General features: G+C 34.9%; 12 protein-coding genes. 11 read left to right on the top strand and 1 reads right to left on the bottom strand.

All coding sequences use genetic code 11. The annotated features are described in order from the left end of the window. Positions 1–198 precede the first annotated feature (198 nt). The 8 genes from BR72_RS06195 to BR72_RS06160 all read left to right on the top strand — a co-directional run bounded on the left by BR72_RS06195 (position 199) and on the right by BR72_RS06160 (position 13,553). The gene (locus BR72_RS06195) at positions 199–1,227 is read left to right on the top strand and encodes an oxidoreductase (RefSeq protein ID WP_035430964.1); all 1,029 of its coding nucleotides are present in this window, start codon (positions 199–201) and stop codon (positions 1,225–1,227) included. A gap of 196 nt (positions 1,228–1,423) precedes the next feature. Continuing rightward, the gene (locus tag BR72_RS06190) at positions 1,424–2,575 is read left to right on the top strand and encodes a branched-chain amino acid ABC transporter substrate-binding protein (RefSeq protein WP_051957239.1); all 1,152 of its coding nucleotides are present in this window, start codon (positions 1,424–1,426) and stop codon (positions 2,573–2,575) included. Positions 2,576–2,905: 330 nt separating this feature from the next. Next, positions 2,906–4,612: a peptide ABC transporter substrate-binding protein gene (locus tag BR72_RS06185; protein WP_035430957.1), complete on the top strand. Its 1,707-nt coding sequence runs from the start codon at positions 2,906–2,908 to the stop codon at positions 4,610–4,612. Positions 4,613–4,904: 292 nt separating this feature from the next. Continuing rightward, positions 4,905–6,617 (top strand): peptide ABC transporter substrate-binding protein, encoded by a 1,713-nt coding sequence (locus BR72_RS06180; protein ID WP_035430954.1) that lies wholly within the window; start codon positions 4,905–4,907, stop codon positions 6,615–6,617. A 378-nt stretch (positions 6,618–6,995) separates the two neighbouring features. Next, a complete protein-coding gene (locus BR72_RS06175; protein WP_035430951.1) occupies positions 6,996–8,699 on the top strand; it encodes a peptide ABC transporter substrate-binding protein in 1,704 nt (567 codons plus the stop codon). A 274-nt stretch (positions 8,700–8,973) separates the two neighbouring features. After that, positions 8,974–10,677, top strand: coding sequence for a peptide ABC transporter substrate-binding protein (locus BR72_RS06170; RefSeq protein WP_035430949.1), 1,704 nt, complete (start codon positions 8,974–8,976; stop codon positions 10,675–10,677). Positions 10,678–10,973: 296 nt separating this feature from the next. After that, positions 10,974–12,677 carry a peptide ABC transporter substrate-binding protein gene (locus BR72_RS06165; RefSeq protein WP_035430946.1) on the top strand — a complete coding sequence of 568 codons (1,704 nt, stop codon included), beginning with the start codon at positions 10,974–10,976 and terminating at the stop codon, positions 12,675–12,677. Between the two features lie 156 nt (positions 12,678–12,833). Further along, complete coding sequence (locus BR72_RS06160) at positions 12,834–13,553, top strand: class I SAM-dependent methyltransferase (RefSeq protein WP_035430943.1); 720 nt, start codon at positions 12,834–12,836, stop codon at positions 13,551–13,553. A 27-nt stretch (positions 13,554–13,580) separates the two neighbouring features. Here the strand turns inward: BR72_RS06160 and BR72_RS06155 are convergent, their stop codons facing one another. After that, positions 13,581–13,964, bottom strand: a complete 384-nt coding sequence (locus BR72_RS06155) for a hypothetical protein (RefSeq protein WP_035430939.1) — start codon at positions 13,962–13,964, stop codon at positions 13,581–13,583. A gap of 175 nt (positions 13,965–14,139) precedes the next feature. Between BR72_RS06155 and BR72_RS06150 the strand changes: the two genes are divergently transcribed. The 3 genes from BR72_RS06150 (at position 14,140) to BR72_RS06140 (ending at position 17,353) form a co-directional block, all read left to right on the top strand. Continuing rightward, positions 14,140–14,475, top strand: a complete 336-nt coding sequence (locus BR72_RS06150) for a hypothetical protein (protein WP_035430937.1) — start codon at positions 14,140–14,142, stop codon at positions 14,473–14,475. 70 nt (positions 14,476–14,545) lie between these two features. Next, complete coding sequence (locus BR72_RS06145; protein ID WP_035430934.1) at positions 14,546–14,884, top strand: P1 family peptidase; 339 nt, start codon at positions 14,546–14,548, stop codon at positions 14,882–14,884. 372 nt (positions 14,885–15,256) lie between these two features. After that, positions 15,257–17,353: a vWA domain-containing protein gene (locus tag BR72_RS06140; protein ID WP_035430932.1), complete on the top strand. Its 2,097-nt coding sequence runs from the start codon at positions 15,257–15,259 to the stop codon at positions 17,351–17,353. The last annotated feature ends 121 nt before the right edge of the window (positions 17,354–17,474 follow it).

Here is a 17,474-nt window from a genome sequence, read left to right as displayed (position 1 = left end):
TTTCGACATCTTTGTCTAGCTCTTCTTCCAAGGCATGGCAGATGCTCTGGCCCGTCTAAAAAGAAAGAGGTTTTTTATGTCGATTTTTAAATTTGTGCTTATATATTACCATTATAAAAAGCAAAACATTATGTAGAAAAAAGATAAGTTGATATAATAAAATTTCATTATATTCCATACATAATTTGGAGGGGTTTTATGAACAAAATAGGTGTTGGTATTGTAGGTTATGGTTTTTCTAGTACAACCTTCCATATTCCGCTGCTACAAACAATCGAAGACTACGAAATTCGTGCGATTGTTTCTTCACAAGAAGAGAAAGTAAAAGCATCATTACCACATGTTGAAGTTGTGACAACAATTGACGAGCTTATTATGCAAGAGAACATTGATCTTATTATCATTACATCTCCTAACACAACGCACTTTGAATATGCAAAAAAAGCAATTCTCTGCGGTAAACATGTTGTCGTTGAAAAGCCTTTTGTCGTATCTGTTGAAGAAGGAGAAGAATTGATAAAGCTGGCAAAGCGGCATGACGTTGTGTTAAGTGTCTATCATAACCGCCGCTTGGATAACGATTTCAGAACGGTTCAAAAACTATTACAAGATGATACAATTGGTAAAGTTTATACATATGAAGCTCATTTTGATAGATTTCGTCCGAATGTTCGCGATCGTTGGCGGGAACATGATTTGCCAGGATCAGGAATTTTGTTTGATTTAGGTTCACATCTCATTGATCAAGCATTACATCTATTTGGAATGCCGAGAGCAGTTTATGCAGATGTTATCAATCAGCGTCCTGGATCGCAAATAGATGATTATTTTCATATTATTCTTCATTATGAAGAAATGCGTGTTATCCTTCATAGCAGTAGTCATGTTAAATATGCAGGTCCTCATTTTAGCATTCACGGAGAAAAAGGCTCGATTGTAAAATATGGAATGGATTCCCAAGAAGGGCAACTAAAGGTAGGAATGAAACCTGGTGACGTGGACTATGGAGTAGATGCTATACATATGTATACTGTTCTTTCTACAGAGGAACAAGAAATTCGCATTCCAACAGAAATAGGGTGTTATGAGACCTATTATAAAGGTGTGCGAGATGCGATAATGAAACAAGAAATGCCACCTGTTACTGCTGAGGAAGCTCTAAATGTCATTCGTGTTATTACAGCTTGTTTACAAAGTAATCAGCAAGGAATTAAAGTGAAATGGTAGAGTCAGTGTATGTACTGACTCTTTTTGTGTGTTAGCAAATCATGTCGGAATTATACGAGAAAACACTAACGATTTTTATTGTACACCCTTTATGTATAGATTAGTATTTTAAATATTAAAAATATTATGAAATATTAGGGGGAGTACTGTGAAGAAAAAGATATCGTATTTGTTATCAAGTGTTTTATTAGCGGGAATGCTGGCAGGGTGTACGAGTAAAGGAAATGATAATTCAGCTACTACGAAAAATGAAGAAAAGACAAGTAAAGTAATTAAAATTGCTTCAGAATCTCCTCTTTCTGGTGGGTCAGCTGCGTTTGGAGAATCCATTAAGCTTGGAACGCAGCTTGCAGTAGATAAACAAAAAGCTGAGTTTAAAAAACTAGGTTTTGAATTGCAATTTGTGCCGCAAGATGATCAAGGTGACTCGAAAAAAGGGGTTGCCAATGCTCAGTCTGTCGCAGCTGATAAAGAAGTATTAGGCGTTGTCGGACATTTAATGTCAGGTGTATCTATTGCAGCTTCTGAAACATATGAGAAGGCAAATCTTGTTATGGTATCGCCATCAAGTACGGCAGTTGACTTAACAGAGCGTGGATTAAAGACTGTTGCACGCCTTGTTGCAAGAGATGATTTCCAAGGTCCAGCAGCGGCGAAATTTGCACTTGAAACAGTAAAAGCAAAGAATATTTTTGTAATTCAAGATAAAACGGCGTACGGTACAGGGTTAGCCGATGCATTTAAAAAAGAAGCAGAAAAGCTAGGTGCAAAGATTGTCGGCTATGAAGGGATAACGGTAGGTGAGAAAGATTTTAGTGGTGTGTTGAACCAAGTTGTCGCGAAAAAGCCAGACATTGTGTATTTTGGTGGTATGTATTCAGAAGGATCTGTTTTAGTAAAACAAGCACGTGAAAAAGGAGTTACAGCGCCAATTATGGGCGGTGACGGTATTGACTCTCCAACAATGGCAGAAGTTGCAAAAGACGGATTAAAAGATACGTATTATACAACAGTAGCGACAGCACCAACAGCAACAGAGAAAGGGAAAACATTTGTAACAGAATATAAAGAGAAATTCAAAAAAGATGTGGAAGCATACTCTGCATATGGATATGATTCAGCTGGCGTAATTTTACAAGGAATTAAAGATGCTATTAAGAAAAATGATGGCAAGTATCCAACACGTGAACAAGTACGCGATGCGGTTCGGGCTATAAAAGAATATGATGGTGTTATTACGAAAGTTGCTTTCGATGAGAAAGGTGATAACAAATTTGCTAAAGTTTACATTTATAAGTATGAAGGTGCGAAATATCCAGGGAAGCAAAAAGGAGAGGTAAGTAAATAATGGAAAAACCCGGCATTTGCCGGGTTTTTAAATGCAAAAGAATTTAATATCATCCAAATGATTGTTTTATACGAGTTTAACAAAGTAGTAATAAATAAAAGAATTATAGCATTCATATAGTGAGGGGGCTTTTTCTTGGGGGATCTCATAGAATGATTAATTACTGTAATAAAATATTTTTTGACTTTTCAGATAATAATACTTTACAAAAGGAAATAAAATAGTAGAATGTTAATTAATATAAATTTTCTGATAATTTAACAGGAATATAAAGCTATCAGAAAATTTCCTACTAGTTAGTAGCGTACATAAAAATTAGGGGGATAAAAAATGAAAAAGATAAAAAAAATCACAGCTGTAGTAGCACCAGTATTAGCGGTGAGTGTGGCACTAACAGCATGTTCTGGGTCGGGGGACAAAAGAGGAAGTACAGAGCCAAAAAATGAAAAAAAACAAACAGAGGGTAAGCTGGCAGCAAAACAAGTGTTAAGTTTAGTAGAAACACAAGAGATTCCAACTATGGACTCTTCTAAAGCGACTGACGCAGTGTCTTTCCTTGCTTTAAATAACGTAATGGAAGGGTTATATCGTCTTGATAAAGACCAAAAACCAACTCCAGGTGTGGCAGAATCATATAAAAAGAGCGATGATGGTAAAAAATATACATTTAAACTACGTAAAGATGCAAAATGGTCAAATGGAGACCCTGTAACAGCAAAAGATTTCGTTTTTGCATGGCAACGTCTATTAGATCCAAAAACGGCAGCTGAATATGCATTCATTATGTATGATTTGAAAAATGCTCAAGCAATAAACGAAGGGAAACAACCAGCTGATTCTTTAGGTGTAAAAGCTGTTGATGACAATACATTAGAAGTCGAGTTAGACAATCCTGTTCCGTATTTCATTCAATTAACAACATTTGGCTCTTTCTATCCGTTAAATGAAAAATTTGTAAAAGAAAAAGGTGGTAAATACGGTTTAGAAGCAGACACGTTAGTGTACAACGGTCCATTCGCTATGACAGAATGGAAGCATGAACAAGGCTGGAAGCTGAAGAAAAATGATCAATATTGGGATAAGAAAACAGTTAAGTTAGAAGAAATTAACTTCAGCGTTGTAAAAGAATTATCAACCCGTGTTAACTTATACGAAAGCGGTGAGATTGATCGCGTAGGTTTAAGTGCTGAATATGTAGATAAATTTAAATCGAGAAAAGATGAATTTGGATCTTATGTAGAGGCATCTACTTTCTTTCTACGATTAAATCAAAAACGAATGAAAGAACAAGATACACCTTTAAAAAATAAAAAGATTCGTCAAGCGATTGCAAAAGGGTTTGATAAGAAGGCATTGGCAAATGTAATTTTAAATAACGGTTCTATACCAGCAAATTCCCTTGTACCATCTGACTTTGTAAAAGGTCCAGATGAGAAAGACTTCCGTAAAGAGAACGGTGATATAAAATCCGTAACATTTGATGCGAAAGAAGCAAAAAAACTTTGGGATGAAGCGAAAAAAGAATTAGGAAAGGATGAACTTACGCTAGAATTATTAAACTTTGATGACGACAATTCGAAAAAACTTGGTGAGTACTTAAAAGAGCAGTTAGAGAAAAACTTACCAGGTTTGAAAATTAACTTAAAAAATCAACCTTTTAAACAAAAATTAAAATTAGAAACCGCACAAGACTATGATATTTCTTTTGGTGGTTGGGGTCCTGACTATGCAGATCCAATGACATTTATCGATATGTTTGAAACAACAAACTCTCATAATGAAATGAGTTATTCAAATAAAGAGTATGATGGGATTGTTAAAAAAGGAAAAACAGACTTATTAACTCAACCGAAAACTCGTTGGGAACAACTTGCAAAGGCAGAGAAGATATTGCTTGATGAGGCTGCAATTGCCCCAATTTACCAACGTGGCGCTTCCTTCGTACAACGCCCAACTGTACACAATATTTACAAGCATAATGTTGGCGGCGATTTCAGTTATAAATGGACATATATCACTGAAAAAGAAGGTAAATAATCATGTAAAAAGAGGATGCGATATCGCATCCTCTTTTCTCAGTGCACATTTTGAGGTGTGATGAATACATATGCAACATGAAATGGAAGGTTCACTATATTTCATGAAATAATTATAAATATTACTGTAAAAAAATAATTTTTTGATTTTTTTTAATAATAAAACTTTACAAAATAGAGAAAAATAGTAGAATGTTAATTAGAAGAAATTTTCTGGCAACTATACAGAAATATAAAGTTGTCAAAAATACCTCAAAGTTAGTATCACACATAATAATTAGGGAGGGTAAAAAATGAAAAAAAAGATGAAAAAAATCACAGCTGTAGTAGCACCAGTATTAGCGATGAGTGTGGCGCTAACAGCATGTTCTGGGGCAGGGGACAAAAAAGCAAGTACAGAGCCGAAAAATGGAGACAAACAAACAGAAGGTAAGTTAGCAGACAAGCAAGTATTGAATTTATTAGAAACACAAGAAATTCCTTCAATGGATTCTTCTAAAGCAACAGATCAAGTTTCGTTTATCGTATTGAACAACGTAATGGAAGGTTTATACCGCCTTGATAAAGATAATAAGCCAATTCCAGGTGTGGCAGAATCTCATAAAAAGAGCGATGATGGTAAAAAATATACATTTAAACTACGTAAAGATGCAAAATGGTCAAACGGAGACCCTGTAACAGCAAAAGATTTCGTTTTTGCATGGCAACGTCTGTTAGATCCAAAAACGGCAGCTGAATATGCATTCATTATGTATGATTTGAAAAATGCAAAGACAATTAATGAAGGAAAAGCACCGGCTGACTCATTAGGAGCAAAAGCAATTGATGATTATACATTAGAGGTAGAGTTAGAAAATCCAATTCCATATTTTGTTAATTTAACATCATTTGCTTCATTCTATCCGTTGAATGAGAAAGTTGTAAAAGAAAAAGGCGATAAATATAGCTTAGAAGCAGACACATTAGTTTACAATGGACCATTTAAAATGACAGAATGGAAGCATGAACAAGGCTGGAAATATACGAAAAATGATCAATACTGGGATAAGCAAACTGTAAAGCTAGAGGAAATTAATGTTAGCGTAGTTAAAGAATTATCTACTCGTGTTAACTTATATGAAAGTGGCCAAGCTGACCGTGTTGGATTAACAGCAGAATATGTTGATAGATATAAAGGAAACAAAGATGAGTTCAAAACAGAGTTAGATCCATCAACATTTTTCTTGCGCCTAAACCAAAAACGTGGCGGTCAAGATACACCGCTGAAAAACATGAAGCTTCGTCAAGCGATTGCAAAAGGATTTGATAAAAAGGCATTAGCGAACGTTATCTTAAATGACGGTTCAAAGCCAGCTGACTTCCTTGTGCCATCAACGCTTGCAACTGGTCCGGATAAAAAAGATTTCCGTGATACATTCAGTGGTTCTATTAAAGACGTAGCGTTTGATGCAAAAGAAGCGAAAAAGCTTTGGGGAGAAGCGAAGAAAGAATTAGGAAAAGAAGAAGTTACACTTGAATTGTTAAACTATGATACTGACAATGCGAAAAAAATTGGCGAGTACTTAAAAGAACAATTAGAGAAAAACTTACCAGGCTTAAAAGTTAACTTGAAAAATCAACCATTTAAACAAAAATTAAAATTAGAAACAGGTCAAGATTTTGATTTCTCTTACGGTGGTTGGGGCCCAGACTATCCAGATCCAATGACATTCATCGATATGTTTGAAACAACAAACTCTCATAACCAAATGAGTTATTCAAATAAAGAGTATGATGAAATCGTGAAAAAAGGTAAAAAAGAACTATTAACTGATGTAAAGACTCGTTGGGAACAGCTTGGAAAGGCTGAGAAAATCTTACTTAAAGATGCAGCAATTGCGCCAATATATCAACGTGGTAACTCTTTCTTAGTACGTCCGTACGTACATGACATCGCTTCTCACACTTTTGGCGGCGATTTCAGTTATAAATGGGCATACATTACTGAAAAAGAAAACAAAAAATAAGAATGAGTCAAATGAGGATATAATATAGTAGTCTGTGGAAAAATCCTTATAATATAAAAGAGTGATAGCTTTCTCGATGCATTTGAGGAAGCTATCACTTTTTTTATGCATAAATGGTTGTACTCCTTCAAGGGATAGTGGCATAAAGTGAAACTTTAATCAGTGGACGTTTTGACGGGTGATGAATACATATGCAGTGTTATGCAAAATGGAAGTTTCACTTTATTTTATAGAATGTTAATAAATATTACTGTAATAAAATAGTTTTTTGAATTTTTAAACAATATAACTTTACAAAAAAGAAAAAAACAGTAGAATATTAATTAATAGAAATTTTCTGACAAATTTGTAGAAACATAAAATTAGGGAGGGTACAAAATGAAAAAGATGAAAAAAATCACAGCTGTAGTAGCACCAGTATTAGCGATGAGTGTTGCGCTAACAGCATGTTCTGGGGCGGGGGATAAAAAAGCAAGTACTGAACCAAAAACTGGAGAAAAACAACCAGGAGGTAAGTTAGCGGCAAAACAAGTGCTAAACTTAGTAGAAGCAAATGAAATTCCTTCAATGGATGTTTCTAAATCAACAGATACGGTTTCTTCTGTTATGTTAGGGAATACGATGGAAGGACTATATCGCCTTGATAAAGATAATAAACCAATTCCAGGTATCGCAGAATCTTATAAAAAGAGCGATGATGGTAAAAAATATACATTTAAACTTCGGAAAGATGCAAAATGGTCAAATGGTGATTCAGTAACAGCAAAAGACTTTGTATTTGCATGGCAACGTTTATTAGATCCAAAAACGGCAGCTGAATATGCATTCATTATGTATGATATGAAAAATGCAAAAGCGATCAACGAAGGAAAATCGCCAGTCGATTCTTTAGGTGTAAAAGCAGTCGATGATTATACATTAGAGGTAGAATTAGATAATCCGGTTCCATATTTCCTAGGCTTAACAGCATTTACGTCTTTCTTACCGCTAAATGAAAAAGTTGTAAAAGAAAATGGAGATAAATACGGCTTAGAAGCTGATAAGATGGTGTATAATGGACCATTTAAAATGACAGAATGGAAGCATGAACAAGGTTGGAAAGTAGTGAAAAACGACCAGTATTGGGATAAAGCAAATGTTAAGTTAGATGAAATCAATTGGAGCGTTGTAAAAGAACAATCTACTCGTGTGAACTTATATGAAAGCGGTCAACTAGATCGCGTCGGCTTAACGGCTGAATATGTTGATAAATACAAAGCGAATAAAGATGAATTTGGAACGCTATTAGAACCGTCAACGTACTTCTTACGTTTAAATCAAAAACGTAACGGTCAAGATACAGTACTTAAGAATAAGAAAGTTCGTCAAGCAATTGCAATGGCATTTGATAAAAAAGCATTAGCAAATGTCATATTAAATGATGGATCTAAACCAGTAGACGCTCTTATTCCAGAAAAGTTTACTGCTGGCCCGGATGGAAAGGACTACCATGAAACATATAAATCTACTGGCATTAAAACGGATTTAAAGAAAGCGAAACAAGTTTGGGAAGATGCGGAAAAAGAATTAGGTAAAGAAGAGGTGACAATTGAGTTCTTAAACTATGATACGGATAGTGCAAAGAAAATTGGTGAATACTTAAAAGAACAGCTTGAGAAAAATTTACCAGGTTTAAAGATTAATATTAAACTGCAACCGTTTAAGCAAAAATTAAAATTAGAAACAGGGCAAGATTATGATATGTCTTATGCGGGCTGGACCCCAGATTATGCGGATCCAATGACATTCTTAGATATGTTCCAAACAGGAAATCCGCAAAATGAAATGAGCTATTCAAATGCGAACTATGATGAAATTATTAAGAAATCTCAGGGTGAATTGCTAACAGATCCGAAAAAACGTTGGGGAGAAATGGCAAAAGCTGAAAAAATCCTACTTGAGGATGAAGTAGCACTCGTACCGATGTATCAACCGGGACGAGCATTCTTACAACGTCCTACTGTACACAATATATACAAGCATAACGTTGGTTGCCAATACAGCTACAAATGGGCATATATTACTGAAAAAGAAGGTAAATAATTATGAGAAAAGAGGGTGCGATATCGTATCCTCCTTTTACTATACGCATTTTGCTATGTGATGAATACATATGCAGTTACATGAAATGGAGATTTCACTTTGTTTCATAGAATAATTATGAATAGTACTGTATTAAAATAATTTTTAACAATAAGACTTTACAAAATTCTGAAAATTAGTAAAATATTAATTAGTAGGAATTTTCTAATAAGTATGTAGAAACAAAAGGTTTCTTATAGTTAGTATCGTACATATAAATTAGGGAGGGTACAAAATGAAAAGGATGAAGAAAATCACAGCTGTAGTAGCGCCAGTATTAGCGATGAGCGTGGCTTTAACAGCATGTTCTGGGGCAGGGGACAAAAAAGCAAGTACAGAGCCGAAAAATGGAGACAAAAAGACAGAAGGTAAGTTAGCGGAAAAACAAGTATTAAATTTAGCAGAAACAGCAGAAATTCCTTCTATGGATGTTTCTAAATCAACAGATACAACTTCTTCTCTTATCTTAGGGAATACGATGGAAGGGTTGTATCGACTTGATAAAGAAAATAAGCCGATTCCAGGGATTGCAGAATCTCATAAAAAGAGTGATGATGGTAAAAAGTATACATTTAAACTACGTAAAGATGCAAAATGGTCAAATGGCGATCCTGTAACAGCAAAAGACTTTGTATTTGCATGGAAACGTCTGTTAGATCCAAAAACGGCAGCTGAATATGCATTCATTATGTATGATTTAAAAAATGCAAAGGCAATTAACGAAAGTAAATCGCCAGTCGATTCTTTAGGGATAAAAGCAGTAGATGATTATACATTAGAAGTAGAATTAGATAATCCTGTTCCATATTTCCTTAACTTAACTGCATTTACGTCTTTCTTGCCGTTAAATGAGAAAGTTGTAAAAGAACATGGAGATAAATACGGTTTAGAAGCTGATAAGATGGTGTACAATGGACCATTTAAAATGTCAGAATGGAAGCATGAACAAGGCTGGAAATTAGTGAAGAACGACCAGTACTGGGATAAGGCAACTGTTAAGTTAGAGGAAATTAACTTCAGTGTTGTAAAAGAACAATCTACTCGTGTGAACTTATATGAAAGCGGCCAACTTGATCGTGTTAGTTTAACAGCTGAATACGTGGATAAATATAAAGCGAATAAAGATGAATTTGGAACAACGTTAGATCCATCAACGTACTTCTTGCGTTTAAACCAAAAGCGTAACGGTCAAGATACAGTGCTTAAGAATAAGAAGGTTCGTCAAGCAATTGCAATGGCATTTGATAAAAAAGCATTAACAAATGTAATCTTAAATAATGGTTCTAAGCCAGTCGATTTTCTTATTCCAGAAAAATTAGCTAATGGCCCAGATGGAAAAGATTTCCGAGAAACATTTAAATCTGCAGGCATCAAAACGGATTTAAAGAAAGCGAAACAAGTTTGGGAAGAAGCGAAAAAAGAATTGGGCAAAGAAGAAGTGACAATTGAGTTTTTAAACTATGATTCAGATAATGCAAAGAAAGTTGGAGAGTACTTAAAAGAACAGCTTGAGAAAAACTTACCAGGTTTAAAAGTGAATATGAAGCTGCAGCCGTTTAAGCAAAAATTAAAATTAGAAACTGCACAAGATTATGATCTGACTTATGCGGGCTGGAACCCAGATTATGCGGATCCAATGACATTCTTAGATATGTTCAAAACAGGAAATCCACAAAATGAAATGAGTTATTCAAATGCGAAATATGATGAAATTGTTACGAAATCTCAAGGTGAATGGTTAACAGATCAGAAAAAACGTTGGGAAGAAATGAGTAAAGCTGAAAAAATCCTACTTGAGGATGAAGCAGCACTCGTACCGATGTACCAAAGCGGAGGATCATTTTTACAACGTCCGACTGTACAAAAAGTATACAAGCATAACGTTGGTAGCCCACTCAGCTTCAAATGGACATATATCACTGAAAAAGAAAGTAAATAGTCATTTAAAAAGAGGATGCGATAGCGTATTCTCTTTTTACTGTGCACATTTTGACAAGCGATGAATACATATGCAGTTACATGAAATCGAAGTTTCACTTTATTTTATAGAATAATTATAAAAATTGATGTATTAAAATAATTTTTATAATTTTTTTAATAATAACACTTTACAAAAAATAAAAAATTTGTAGAATATTAACTAATAGGAATTTTCTGATAACTATATAGAAACATAAAGTTATTAGAAAAATTATCATAGTTAATAGCGTACATATAAATTAGGGAGGGTACAAAATGAAAAAGATGAAAAAAATCACAGCTGTAGTAGCACCAGTGTTAGCGATGAGCGTGGCTTTAACAGCATGTTCTGGGGCTGGGGACAAAAAAGCAAGTACAGAGCCGAAAAGTGGAGACAACAAAACTGAAGCTAAGTTAGCAGCAAAACAAGTGTTAAACTTAGTAGAAGCAAATGAAATTCCTTCAATGGATGTTTCAAAATCAACCGATACAGTTTCTTCCCTTATTTTGGGGAATACGATGGAAGGGTTATATCGTCTTGATAAAGATAATAAGCCGATTCCAGGGATCGCAGAATCTCATAAAAAGAGCGATGATGGTAAAAAGTATACATTTAAACTACGTAAAGATGCAAAATGGTCAAATGGAGACCCTGTAACAGCAAAAGATTTCGTTTTTGCATGGCAACGTCTTCTAGATCCGAAAACAGCAGCTGAATATGCATTTATTGCATACGATATAAAAAATGCAAAAGCGATTAACGAAGGGAAATCACCAGTTGATTCTTTAGGTGCAAAAGCGGTAGATGATTATACATTAGAAGTAGAATTAGATAATCCGGTTCCATATTTCCTAGGCTTAACAGCATTTACATCTTTCTTACCGCTAAATGAAAAAGTTGTAAAAGAACATGGAGATAAATACGGTTTAGAAGCTGATAAGATGGTGTATAATGGACCATTTAAAATGTCAGAATGGAAGCATGAACAAGGCTGGAAAGTAGTGAAAAACGATCAGTACTGGGATAAATCCACAGTTAAGTTAGATGAAATCAATTGGAGTGTTGTAAAAGAACAATCTACACGTGTGAACTTATATGAAAGTGGACAACTTGATCGCGTTGGTTTAACAGCTGAATACGTTGATAAATATAAGGCAAATAAAGATGAATTTGGCACGCTGTTAGAACCGTCAACGTTCTTCTTACGTTTAAACCAAAAACGTAATGGCCAAGATACAGTATTTAAGAATAAGAAAGTTCGCCAAGCAATTGCGATGGCATTTGATAAAAAAGCATTAACAAATGTCATATTAAATGATGGTTCTAAACCAGTAGATGCCCTTATTCCAGAAAAGTTTGCTGCTGGTCCGGATGGGAAAGATTACCGTGAAACATTTAAATCTACAGGCATCAAAACGGATGTAAAGAAAGCGAAACAAGTTTGGGAAGATGCGAAAAAAGAATTGGGTAAAGAAGAAGTAACAGTTGAGTTCTTAAACTATGATACAGATAGTGCAAAGAAAATTGGTGAGTACTTAAAAGAACAGCTTGAGAAAAACTTACCAGGTTTAAAAGTGAATATGAAACTGCAGCCGTTCAAGCAAAAATTAAAATTAGAAACAGCGCAAGATTATGATTTCTCTTACGCAGGCTGGAACCCAGATTATGCGGATCCAATGACATTCTTAGATATGTTCCAAACAGGAAATCCTCAAAATGAAATGGGCTATTCAAACGCAAAATATGATGAAATTATTAAGAAATCTCAGGGTGAATTGCTAACAGATCCGAAAAAACGTTGGGAAGAAATGAGTAAAGCTGAAAAAATCTTACTTGATGATGAAGCAGCACTCGTACCGATGTTCCAAAGTGGAAAATCATTTTTACAACGTCCTACTGTACACAACATTTATAAGCACAATGTTGGTTCTCAATACAGCTACAAATGGGCATATATCACTGAAAAAGAAGGTAAATAATGATTCGAAAAGAGGATGCGATATCGTATCCTCTTTTCTCTGTGCACATTTTGAAGCTCGATGAATACATATGCAGTACTACAATAAAACGAAACTCTCATCAATATGATATTTGTTTCATTCCATCGATAAGTATGAGATAGAAGGAGATACTGTATGAAACAATATTCTTATTTAGATTTCCTTGCAGCATTTGGCATTGGCAGTGCACATCCAGGAGGGTTTATATTAACAAAGCAGATATTAGCACAGCTTTCATTAGGACCATATACAAAGTTATTGGAAATTGGATGCGGAACGGGCAGGACAGCATCTTATATTGTGAAACAATATGGATCGGTTGTAAGTGCAGTTGAAATGAATGAAACAATGATTGAAAAAGCAAAAAAGAGATGGAATAAAGATGGAGTCAATATTGAGCTCATAAAGGGGAGTGCAGAGACACTACCTTTTCGTGATGAAGTGTTTCATATTGTGTTAGGAGAATCTGTTCTTGCTTTTACGAATAAAAGGAAAACGATCGATGAATGTTATCGTGTCTTACAACGCGGCGGGGTCCTACTTGTTATTGAATTGGTAGCTGAGCAACATCTATCAATACATGAGGAAGCGCAGATTATGACTTTATATGGAATGGAACAACTATTAACAGAGCACGAATGGATTGCACTCTTCCAAGAAGCACAATTTACTACAGTGCGTGCGGTAGGAGGCGGAACGATTGCCGAAACGATATCTTCACACGTAGAACAACTAGAGATGGATATATCGGATTTTATTTCACAAGATTTGTATGATGCCTGGAGTGCGCATGAACATATTATACAGCAATATAAGCATAGATTAGGGCACCGAATTTTTATGTGTCAAAAATGAAAAAGCCAACGACATGTTGGCCTTTCTTTATATAAAAAATAAAGCGGCTAATGCAATACCGAAAATGAATCCAAAACCAAGTTCAACGGCTCCAAATCCACCAAATCCTCCACCAAATCCGCATCTACAGTCATCAAATCCACATCTACCGCATCTACGAGATCTACCAGATCTACAGTCATCAAATCCACAATGGTTACAATTACCTAAACCACCGCAGAAATCACAGCCGAAGCTACCGCCAAAGCCAAACCCGTGGTCAAATCGCTTACGATGAACGGGTTCAATCCAAACTGATTCATCCGTTATATCAACAATTCTTCCAATATGGATCCTGCCTTTATGGTCTTCAATACGTACGACTCGCCCATAATAACGCCGACATGTATCGAAATGTTTATGAGAACTCATATAATTTTGCCCCTTTCTCTTTCCAGTATTACGATATGATAAAAGGACAAGAGCGGCTTGTACGTTTGTCTAATCCTTCATAATTACGATGAAAACGGGAATGATAGGAAATGAGTGTTTTCTAGAAATGAAAAATCCGATTTCCTGTTAGATGAAATAAAAAGGAGAGATAAAAATGAATCGGTCAGATACGTTCCAAACGTATGAAATGTCATGGGAGGAATTGATAGACGCACTGCGAAAAGAAATGACGCGTCAAGTTGGATCCGATATTATTGATAGTATTGTTTGTGATTTAAAAGATGGGTTTGAAGTGTATACGTATATACAGGGAGATCTTGCGTTTGAGTATAAAGAAGCGCTTGAACGAAAATACGGAACAGATAGCAAAATTCCTAACCTACTAACCATCTTATTATTATCAACTATATATGATACGAAAGAAAGTAATATTCGCCTTCATGCAGACCGAAAAGAAAATCCGGTTGTAGAAGTATATGTGAAACAATGAGAGTGCTTATCGATGGCACTCTCATTTTTGTTATAATGAAAAGAAAGAAAATCGAGAAAAAGGTGAGAGGATGAAACGGGTACGACTGAGTGAGCTCGGAATGAAAATTGGAAAATATAATGTTGGTAAATGGAATGCAATTACTGATGTGACAGGTGTTTTAGTTGGTCACGTTACTTTGAAAGAAGATATGCATATTCGTACTGGTGTTACAGCGATTTTACCGCACGATGGAAATTTATTTCAAGAAAAAGTATTTGCTAGTTCATATGTTATAAATGGCTTTGGGAAAACAATTGGAGGTGCTTTTTATATGCATAAATTCTCTGAATCAGAAAAATTAGCTGCTGTTCAGCGTTATGTAGATGGTGCTTCTTTCGGAAATGCGATAAAGTTTAAAGTAATTTAGTTATGTAAATTAAATTGAATTATAGAGCAGATCTTTAGTTATTACTATTACATATAAACTCCAAAGCATAAATGTCAGTTTTTTCATTAATATATAGAAACGAATATAAAATTAAATTGGAAAGTAACATATTGTATATAGCATAGGAACTTGAAGTGTACGTCAATGCGAAGTGGTAGAAATATAGGATGAGAAAGAAAATTATGATGGAATTTAGAAGAGAATAAAAAGATTATATGCAGTATTTTTAAAATATAGTTTACATAATAATATTATATTTCTATTCGTTTTTCGAAATACAAGTCATATCTTGTATTTCTTTTCATAAGTTTAAACATAGGAATTTGTCTACAAAGGTGGCGAAGCTTCAACATGTATACTCGAATTATAGCCACATCTATTCTGTTTCTACTACTCATTTGTATGGCCCCTTTTTCTAGTTTAGCGAAAGGAGAAGAGGGGAGGCAGCGTGTCGTTTCACTTGTGTATGATGATTCTGGAAGTATGCGTAATAACGATCGGTGGAAATACGCTAATTATGCACTGCAAAGCTTGATTGCCATGTTAGATGAAAAGGATACGTTTTCTTATGTACCAATGAGTCATCCAGCAGGGGAGAAATCAGTTTCTTTGGAAAATAGTAAGCGACAGGGTGAGATTGAAAAAATTCAAACATGGAATGAGCAAGCGAATACACCTTTTCAATCGGTAGAAACCGCAATTCAAGCGATTAAGAGGGAAGCACAGGTGAATGCCAATCGTGAATTCTGGTTTATTATTCTAACTGATGGTGCTTTTAATGAGTTAGAAAAGCAAGATGAAGGTGAGAAAAAACGAATTTCAGAAACGTTAAGTAAGTTTAAAAAAGAAATGGAAGCAAAAAAAGTTTCTTTACATGCGGTATTAATTACGATGGAAGAGAATTTAGGAGCGCAAGAGCAAATACAAATGAACATCTTTAAAGAAATTTGGAAACAACAAATAAATGGAGTCGTACTACCAACAAGCGGAGAAGATGGTGTTATTCACAGTGTGAACCAAGCGGCTGCATTCATCGCAAATCGTGATCCATTTTCATCAGTAGAGGAAGCCGTGAAAACAAATATTGTAGGAAATAAAATTGAAATCTCAACACCATTTCCATTAAAACGAATTACGCTCGTTAATCAATTTTCTCAGAACGTACCGTATCGTATTCAAAATATAAAAGGACCACTCCATTTACAATCAAAATTTTCGATTCAAGCACCGGCAGGAATGGGATTATATGGTGGTATTACACACATTATGTCTAAAAATAATGCTGTAATAGAACCTGGTGCATATATAGTAGATATTGATCAAGTAGTTTCAAAGGAAAATATGAAAGTGCTTGTCGAACCAGCACTAGATTATACGATTTCCGCCTATGAAAAAGAACAGAAAAAAACAACAGAACAATTTTATGAAGGGCAAACAGCAATTATAGAAGCAAAACCAAGCAATGTTCCAGTAGATCCTTCATATTTTACCGCACAAATAGAAATAAACGGCCAAATGTACGAGATGAAGTGGAATGGTGAAAAGAAAGCCTTTTACTATGAAACAAAGGTAGAAAAAGAATCGATACGTGGAAATGTGCACTTGAATATAAAAGGATTTTATCGCCAAACAAAAGAATTTTATATTCAATCTGTTTCAATACCAAAACTATCATTACAAGTTATAACAACAAATTATACGGAAAAAGTAACGAATTTAAAACATAGCGCACCATTCATCATACAGCCGCTATTAAATGATAAAGCGATGTCAGAAGCGGAAGTAAAGGAATTAATGAAAACAGCTACTGTTACATTTCATAAATCTATCAACTATGAGATAAAGCAACATAAAAATCAACTGTACGTCTATCCTCGTCCTTATTACTCCAACACATTTAATTTCACAGAAACTGGCACCGTTGAGGCTACCATCACATTACAAGATTCACAATTACAAAAAGTAAGCAAACAATTTTCGTTTTCTATTCGTGATGTCCCTTTTTTCGAGCGTTATGCAATTATTTTTCAGTTCGTTCTACCGTTTAGTATCATCTTACTTATCGTTGTAATTCTTATAATTGGATGGGTAGTTCGTCCGCGTTTTCATAGAAAGGCGCTTATATATTATGAATGGGACCAATCAATTGCAGAAGATTGGTTATATAAATCTGAACCAGAACCGTTGCGAACCAAATGGTGGAATCATTATTTTGGCATTCCATTTCGAGCAGAACGAAAAACGGTACAGTCCGTTACATTTGTAGCAAAGAAAGCTTCAAAATCTATATTTGTGACGAAAGATTCTCAAGTACAAGGTATGGTAATTGATGGTATGTTTATAACAGACGAAGAAGCAGGGCGTGAGCATAAAACGTTATATCCGAACGAAATGGTTGTCATTGATCGTGGGTATGGAAAAGAGTTATATAAGTATGAATGTGAATAAAGTGAAACTTCCATGAGTGGCGGATTCTTCATCCCACTCATGGAAAGCTCTCACCAATCGGGCTTTTATGGGCAGTTATCTCCACCTATCTTCTTTGGTCTCTTGGGGTCTTGCTGCTCAC

The organism is Bacillus sp. UNC322MFChir4.1, assembly GCF_000746135.1.
GTDB lineage: Bacteria > Bacillota > Bacilli > Bacillales > Bacillaceae_G > Bacillus_A.
The sequence above is the reverse complement of the archived record's forward strand: the minus strand, read 5'-3'. Positions and strand labels throughout refer to the sequence as shown.

Coding starts and splice junctions, on each gene's coding strand:
- BR72_RS06170 (WP_035430949.1), top strand. CDS start 8,974: ATGAAAAGGATGAAGAAAATCACAGCTGTAGTAGCGCCAGTATTAGCG.
- BR72_RS06185 (WP_035430957.1), top strand. CDS start 2,906: ATGAAAAAGATAAAAAAAATCACAGCTGTAGTAGCACCAGTATTAGCG.
- BR72_RS06195 (WP_035430964.1), top strand. CDS start 199: ATGAACAAAATAGGTGTTGGTATTGTAGGTTATGGTTTTTCTAGTACA.
- BR72_RS06190 (WP_051957239.1), top strand. CDS start 1,424: ATGCTGGCAGGGTGTACGAGTAAAGGAAATGATAATTCAGCTACTACG.
- BR72_RS06160 (WP_035430943.1), top strand. CDS start 12,834: ATGAAACAATATTCTTATTTAGATTTCCTTGCAGCATTTGGCATTGGC.
- BR72_RS06140 (WP_035430932.1), top strand. CDS start 15,257: ATGTATACTCGAATTATAGCCACATCTATTCTGTTTCTACTACTCATT.
- BR72_RS06145 (WP_035430934.1), top strand. CDS start 14,546: ATGAAACGGGTACGACTGAGTGAGCTCGGAATGAAAATTGGAAAATAT.
- BR72_RS06180 (WP_035430954.1), top strand. CDS start 4,905: ATGAAAAAAAAGATGAAAAAAATCACAGCTGTAGTAGCACCAGTATTA.
- BR72_RS06175 (WP_035430951.1), top strand. CDS start 6,996: ATGAAAAAGATGAAAAAAATCACAGCTGTAGTAGCACCAGTATTAGCG.
- BR72_RS06165 (WP_035430946.1), top strand. CDS start 10,974: ATGAAAAAGATGAAAAAAATCACAGCTGTAGTAGCACCAGTGTTAGCG.
- BR72_RS06150 (WP_035430937.1), top strand. CDS start 14,140: ATGAATCGGTCAGATACGTTCCAAACGTATGAAATGTCATGGGAGGAA.
- BR72_RS06155 (WP_035430939.1), bottom strand. CDS start 13,964: ATGAGTTCTCATAAACATTTCGATACATGTCGGCGTTATTATGGGCGA.